This is a genomic window from Roseofilum sp., assembly GCF_982964205.1.
Genome location: NZ_CEZBFX010000002.1, coordinates 98595 through 105253, shown reverse-complemented (window position 1 = coordinate 105253; position 6659 = coordinate 98595). Strand labels below are relative to the sequence as shown.

General features: G+C 45.5%; 7 protein-coding genes. 4 read left to right on the top strand and 3 right to left on the bottom strand.

Going from position 1 to position 6659, the window contains the following annotated elements; genetic code table 11:
• Together AC3A14_RS01110 and AC3A14_RS01105 are read left to right on the top strand one after the other, a co-directional pair.
• The coding region (locus AC3A14_RS01110; protein WP_487778894.1) for a DUF3038 domain-containing protein at positions 1 to 189 on the top strand (189 nt) is incomplete at its 5' end.
• 27 nt (positions 190 to 216) lie between these two features.
• Positions 217 to 1563: a DUF4335 domain-containing protein gene (locus tag AC3A14_RS01105; protein WP_318731946.1), complete on the top strand. Its 1347-nt coding sequence runs from the start codon at positions 217 to 219 to the stop codon at positions 1561 to 1563.
• A 66-nt stretch (positions 1564 to 1629) separates the two neighbouring features.
• Here the strand turns inward: AC3A14_RS01105 and AC3A14_RS01100 are convergent, their stop codons facing one another.
• The gene (locus AC3A14_RS01100; RefSeq protein WP_318731945.1) at positions 1630 to 3249 is read right to left on the bottom strand and encodes an ABC transporter ATP-binding protein; all 1620 of its coding nucleotides are present in this window, start codon (positions 3247 to 3249) and stop codon (positions 1630 to 1632) included.
• A gap of 259 nt (positions 3250 to 3508) precedes the next feature.
• Between AC3A14_RS01100 and AC3A14_RS01095 the strand changes: the two genes are divergently transcribed.
• On the top strand, positions 3509 to 4306 hold the full coding sequence (locus tag AC3A14_RS01095; protein ID WP_318731944.1) for a DUF488 domain-containing protein: 798 nt from the start codon (positions 3509 to 3511) through the stop codon (positions 4304 to 4306).
• Positions 4306 to 5124: a hypothetical protein gene (locus AC3A14_RS01090; RefSeq protein WP_318731943.1), complete on the top strand. Its 819-nt coding sequence runs from the start codon at positions 4306 to 4308 to the stop codon at positions 5122 to 5124. The genes AC3A14_RS01095 and AC3A14_RS01090 overlap by 1 nt, the downstream gene beginning before the upstream one ends.
• Here the strand turns inward: AC3A14_RS01090 and AC3A14_RS01085 are convergent.
• Complete coding sequence (locus AC3A14_RS01085; RefSeq protein ID WP_318731942.1) at positions 5116 to 5298, bottom strand: ATP-binding cassette domain-containing protein; 183 nt, start codon at positions 5296 to 5298, stop codon at positions 5116 to 5118. The two genes, AC3A14_RS01090 and AC3A14_RS01085, sit on opposite strands and share 9 nt — an antisense overlap.
• Before the next feature lie 150 nt (positions 5299 to 5448).
• Complete coding sequence (locus tag AC3A14_RS01080) at positions 5449 to 6597, bottom strand: MSMEG_0565 family glycosyltransferase (RefSeq protein WP_318731941.1); 1149 nt, start codon at positions 6595 to 6597, stop codon at positions 5449 to 5451.
• Positions 6598 to 6659: the final 62 nt, after the last annotated feature.

The following is a 6659-nucleotide window of genomic DNA, read 5'->3' as shown; positions in this document are numbered from 1 at the left end:
ATGTCCCTCCTGGGGGATTATCTCGACACTTTTACCAATACTTATCAAGAGCGAATGCTCGACGGTGAAGACATCTCCCCCGATGAGCTTACCCCCCTAGCCCTCAAACTCCTAATCGATCTGCTCTTTTACTCAAGTCCCGGAGGCCCTCGTCGTCTCTGGTTAGCCCTCCTAGACCGCTCCCTCTGAATTCATTATTAATTATTAATTGATCCCATGAGTTCCTCCGTCATCCGACGCTATACCCCACCCACCTGCACCCTAGAAATTATCGGTCAATCTTCTCCCCTCTCGCGATGGATGAAACAACCGGTAATCAAAAACCTGCGCTTTCGCTTACATTTCGATGACCCACGGAAAGGAACAGAGGCTAAAATTACGGTTAAGGGCGATCGCACCCAACTCGAAAGCCTCTGCGATCTTGTTACTACCACCGTTCAAACGCTCCTCACCCAGTCTCCTCCAACCGAACCCAAACGCCTCACCCAACATCAACTCAACCTCGGCCCCCTCGGAGAAGATGACAACGACCTCACTGTTACCCTCAGCGCTCTGCAACTGTTCGATCTGGCCACGGCGATCGAACAATATACCTTAGATCTCGTTACTCTCCCTGAAGGAGTTGAAACTCCCAAACCCATCTCTCCACCCAACCCAACCTTAAGATTTGTAGCCAGTTTCCTGCTGGGTCTTGGCATCACCGCTACCAGTGTCATCGTCTTGAAAGACTTGTATCCCTATCCAGAAGCAAGTTTTGAAACGGCGACTCAACCCCAGAGTGAAAAGGAAACTCAAAGTCCAGAGATTGAGGATAATGCCTCGATTGTCCAACAACCCACTGTTCCCTCTGCCCCCCTAGAGGAAGTCCCCTCACCCTCACCCTCTCCCATGACTTCCGATGAAAAACTACCTCCTCCTCCCCCTGTGGGAGAAACTACCCCTGAATCTCCCGATCCTCCTCCTATTGCCAATGTGACCCCATCCGAACCTCCAAGTATAGCCGCTTCAGCTCCCCCTCCTGCACCCAGTTTTCCGCCACCTGAGCCGGTCTTGAGTGCCCCTCCCGAGGGCATCGCGCTCCCCCCCCCTATCCCTTTAGACGAACCGGAATCAGCGGCTATTTTACCGGCTCCTGAGGCTGAACTCCCTGCCCTTGCACCTGCACCCTCCCTAGAGCGTCCCCCCACAGAACTTGATGATGTAATTCCTCCGACAGAAGCTCAAAGTGCTTCTCCTCCATTAGACCTGAGTGCAAGAGCGGAACGTAATCTATTTGATAATATTCCCCAAGTTGCTGAAGCCCGGCAATATTTTGAACAGCGCTGGACTCCTCCAGAAAGTTTAAATAAAACAATTGAATATAATATTACGCTGAATGTCGATGGCACAGTTCAAGGCATTTCTCCCCTCGGAGAAACCGCAGCAACTTATTTAGATCGCACGGGAATTCCGTTACTGGGTGAACCTTTAGTTTCCCCCCTAGAAAGTAATCTTCAACCTCGCTTGCGTGTTGTTTTTAATCCTGATGGTACAGTACAAACTTTCCTGCAATCTTCTGAATAGGGAATAGGGAATAGGGAATAGGCAATATCCTAACTATCCTTTGCACTATTTCCCTAGGGCGAAGCACTACATCGCCAGTAAGGGAGCAGCAGCAAGCAGGGTTTGGGTGTAAGGATGCTGGGGATGGGTAAAGATTTCGTGGGTGGTGTTGAGTTCGACAATTTTACCTTGATTCATGACCGCGATGCGATCGCATAAAAATCGCGCTACCCACAGGTCATGGGTGATGAACAGATAGGTCAGTTCAAACTCCCGTTTCAGGTCTAACATCAGTTGTAGAACCTGTGCTTGCACACTGGCATCGAGCATACTGACGGGTTCATCGCAGATCACCAGTTTCGGCCGCGTAATCAGAGCGCGGGCGATCGCCACCCGTTGCTGTTGTCCCCCAGAAAGTTCTCCTGGATAGCGAGAATAGTAGGTTTTTGTGGGGGTTAAACCGACTCTTTCTAGCATCTCTGTGACCCTTGGTTTCGCCGTCTTGGGGGTTTCTAGACCATGAATCAGGAGGGGATCAGTAATGCTCTCACCGACTGTCATGAGGGGATTTAAGCAGGCGTGAGGGTCTTGGAAAACCATTTGCATCTGTTGACGCAGTTGGCGCAGGGATTTACGGTTGATAGAGGTAATCCCATTGCCCAAGAATTCGACCCTGCCAGAGGTGGGTTTAATCAGTTGTAAAATGGTGCGCGAAAGGGTACTTTTTCCACAACCCGATTCTCCGACAAGTCCTAAAATTTCCCCCGGATAAAGTTCAAAGTTGACCCCATCCACGGCTTTAATTACGGTTGCGTTTCGGGTAAACAGTTGTTGGATTAAATTGCTCTCTAAGCTGTAATGTTTGTTCAGATCGTCCACTTGAAGTAAGGGTTGCTTTTCGGGGACAGTCGTCACTGCTTTGGTCTCGATCGCGTGAATATGGAGTGCCGCTTCCAGCAAAGATTGGGTATACTCCTGTTGGGGATGAAAGAGTACCTGTTTGCTCAGATCGCGCTCAATTAACTTCCCTTGATACATCACTGCAATTTCCGAGCAGTATTCCCCCACTAAGGCTAAATCGTGGGAAATCAGCAATAACCCCATTTCCCGCTCGGCACATAATCGGGTTAATTCCTGTAGAATTTGGGCAGAGACCGTTACATCTAAGCTGGTGGTGGGTTCATCGGCAATAATCAGCTTCGGATTTAATAATAGCGCTAAGGCAATCGCCACCCGCTGACGCATTCCGCCGCTAAACTCGTGGGGATATTGAGACCATCGGGACGCAGAAATACTAACGGTTTCCAAAACAGCGATCGCCCGATCTTTGGCTTCCCGATAGGATAAAGACTGGTGAGACTGTAGGGTTTCCACACAATGATCGCCAATCGTCATCAAAGGATCGAGACGAGTCATGGGATCTTGGAAAATGAGCGCGACTTCTTCTCCTCGAAACCGTTGGAGTTCCTCTTCGCTTAACCCTAAAACCGATTTTCCCTCAACTTGAATGTCTCCTTGCACCTGGGACTGGGACGGCAACAGGCGCATAATGGCTCGTCCCAAGGTTGATTTCCCACACCCCGACTCCCCCACTAAACCCAGGCGATCGCCCGCTTTCAGAGTCAAGGAGACCTCGCTAACGGCCCATTCTGAATGGGGATTATAGGCGATCGATAACTGGTCAAGCTGTAACAGAGGTGGAGTCATAGGAAAGGATTTATAGAGAAATCGAATATCCTTGACTGTATACCATTTGCAATTTTATAGCACGGTAACCCACAGATCGTCTCTAGTCTTTTCTTGCTCTTTCTCTGTTCCTAGAAATTTCATCAATAATCCTGGTAATACCAGGATTAAATGTTATAATTACAAAGAGAAATACTTTGCAAATACTATGCTTTATCGTCAAAGAATATTGTTGAAAATAATTCAAAGAACTGGGGGGAATATTTCTCTTTTACAACTAATGAAATGGTCATTTCTCCTTCATCAAGAAACCCCATCTGGTGGTGGTTCGACCTTTTATGGATTTATTCCTTATCTATACGGACCCTATTCATTCACCCTCAATCGTGAAGTTGATGTATTAGTCCGCAATGGTTTTTTAAAGAAGCAAGAGTCCAATCGTTGGCAACTCACTCCCGTAGGAGAACAACAGGAAGTCCGTTTGCCTAACCAAATTCATGAAGATATTTCTACCGTAATCAATGAATATGGAAAGTTATCTATATGTGAGTTAAAGAATACAGTTTACCATCATTATCCCTGGTTTACAATAAACAGCACCATAGACAATAAATGCAAACCTGAACGACCAATTGCACCCCTGGCAATTTATACGGCTGGATATGAAAAGAAAACTGTTGATGATTTTCTCAATCTCCTGATGCAATCGGGAATTCAGAAGCTGATTGATGTTCGCTATAATCCTATTGCACGCCGCTATGGTTTTCATAAAAGTACCTTACAAAAGTTGTGTCATTCTCTTGATATTGACTATCAACATCTTCCCGGATTAGGAATTCCTGGAGCCGCTCGCAAAAACTTAAATTCAAGCGATCGCTATCAATCCCTCTTTGAAGGCTATCGTTCTAACTTATGTAATTGCCCTGATGATATCGAGACAGTTATATCCCTCCTAACCTCTCAACCTAGTGTTTTAGTCTGTATGGAAGCCAATCCAGAATGTTGCCATCGCAACATACTTGCTCAGTATATAGCAGATATAATTAACTTACCCATTGAGCATCTTAGATATTCGTAATGAGCGATCGAGCCATAAAAACCAAAGTTTTGATTACAGTCATGACCTATCCTCATCCATCAAGCAGCTATCAAGAATTAATTTGTACGGCTGGAATTACAGAGAATTATGAATGGGTGAGGCTCTATCCGATTGATTATCGGTATAGAAGTAGAGATCAACAATTTCGTAAATACCAGTGGATAGAAGTCGATCTTTTAGCTCATGGTGATGGGAAAGATCGCCGCAAAGAAAGCAGAAAGCCCATTTTAGAGACTCTACAGATATTGGGAGAGCCTCTTTCAACCAAAAGGGGTTGGCAAGAGCGACGGGACATTATAGATCGAATGCCAATCTACACCGTAAAACAACTGAAAGAATTACATCAATCAGATCGCACTTCTTTAGGCATTGTCCGTCCCACAAAAGTTCTTGATTTAAAAATTGAACCGGATCAATCTGAGTGGAAACCTGAATGGCAACAACTATTTGACCAACTGAAACTATTTGGCCCACCTCAAAAACCTTTGCGTAAAATACCCTATAAATTTCGCTATGTATTTGAATGTGAAGATAGCCATACACCTCATAAGGTGATGATTACAGATTGGGAATTAGGAGTTCTTTGGCTCAAGGAAGTGGATCGATTAGGGGATGAGGAAAAAGCAGCTTTAAGTGTGCGAAATAAGTTCTTCAATGAAATTTGTAGCAACCAGAAAGATACACTGTTTTTTATGGGAACAGTGTTTCCTTATAATACTTGGATTGTTTTGGGTGTCTTTTGGCCTCCCAAAAAGGTTAAGAAACAACCTGAATTTATGCAAGGGAGTTTATTCTAGCAGTAGGGAGCGCATAATCACCCGTCCTAGGGTCGATTTCCCACACTCGGACTCCCCCACCAAAGCCAGGCGATTACCCGCTTTCAGGGTCAAGGAGACATCCCTAACAGCCCATTCTGAATGGGGATTATAGGCGATTGATAACTGGTCAACCTGTAACAGAGGTGGAGTCATGGTTTATAGCGCTTCGTGTTGGTCATCGGTCATTGGGATCTAGTTTAGTTTTACAGTACTTCGCGCGGCAGAAGGGGAATGGGGAATGGGGAAACTATTTTTAGTCCTAGGATTAAATTATTCCATCTCCCTGTCCCTCCATCTCCCTCATTAAAAATCATTGCCACTCAACAACGTTTGGTAATATTTCCAGTGCATTTGAGCAGAATTCTCCCAAGTATAGCGAGAGAGAATCGATCGACTGTTTTGGATTAATGATTTTCTGGTTTCTGGATCGATGCTTCGTTTCATGGCAATTGCAATCTCATTGACCTGTTCGGCATCCACTAAAAGAGCTTGTTCTCGCGTGAGAAACTCTGTAAAAGGAGGCCGATCGCTAGTTACAACAGGAAGTCCTGATGCGATCGCTTCCATCACCACTAAACCCCAGCCTTCTTTAACTGAGGGAAAGATAAAAGCATCGGCACATCGATAGAGAACCGGCAGATCGCGATCGCCGATCGCGCCCGGTAAAAGTAGCGCTTTTCCTTCCTCTATTCCGAGTCGTTTGACTTCTGCAAAAAAGCGATCCTGATAATCCGAATAATCAAACAGGGTCAGTCCTCCAGCAATAATCAATTGCGCTTGTGGAAACTCAGGTAAAACTTGGGCAAATGCCTGTAAAATCCGAATTGAATTTTTGCGCGGTTCTACCCCACCAATATTGAGAAAAACGGGTTTTCCGACAATCTCCAAACGCTTTTTCAAACTGTTTTCCGAACCCTCTTTGAGCGCAGAAAAGCGCTGAGTATTGACTCCATTAAAGACCACTGGCGCATCAATTTTATATAATCGTTGTAATTCTTGCTGCCAGTAATGACTGACGCAGATACAGCGATCGCTCAGTAAAATTGATTTTTCTTGACAAGTTTGTAAATAAGGGCTGGTGTAATTGTCAATATGATGGACAGTGCGCAGAATGTAAGGAATGGAATAGCCTTGCGATCGCAGCCTCACCAAAGCATTGGCGCTGATACAGTCCTGAGCATGGTAAATATCGTAATTATCTTCATGTTGACTGAAATAATTGACATACTCTTGAATGCGCTGTTCTACCACACCATCAATAGTCTGGGGAGGCGGCTTGGTGGGGACTAAACGATAATTGCAAGTGAGAGGACGGCAAAAATTCCCCCCATCTTTATTCAGAGCAAAGATGCAAACCGAGAGTCCCCTGCGATCGAGAGCTTCGGCTAATTCCATGGTATGAATTACGCCACCGCGAGGTTTGGTTGAGTACGTTAAAAGGGCAACTCGCATAATAGACAATAGACAATAGTTTGCATTGCTAGGGTTTAAATTTTCAAGCCTGTTCCCTAACC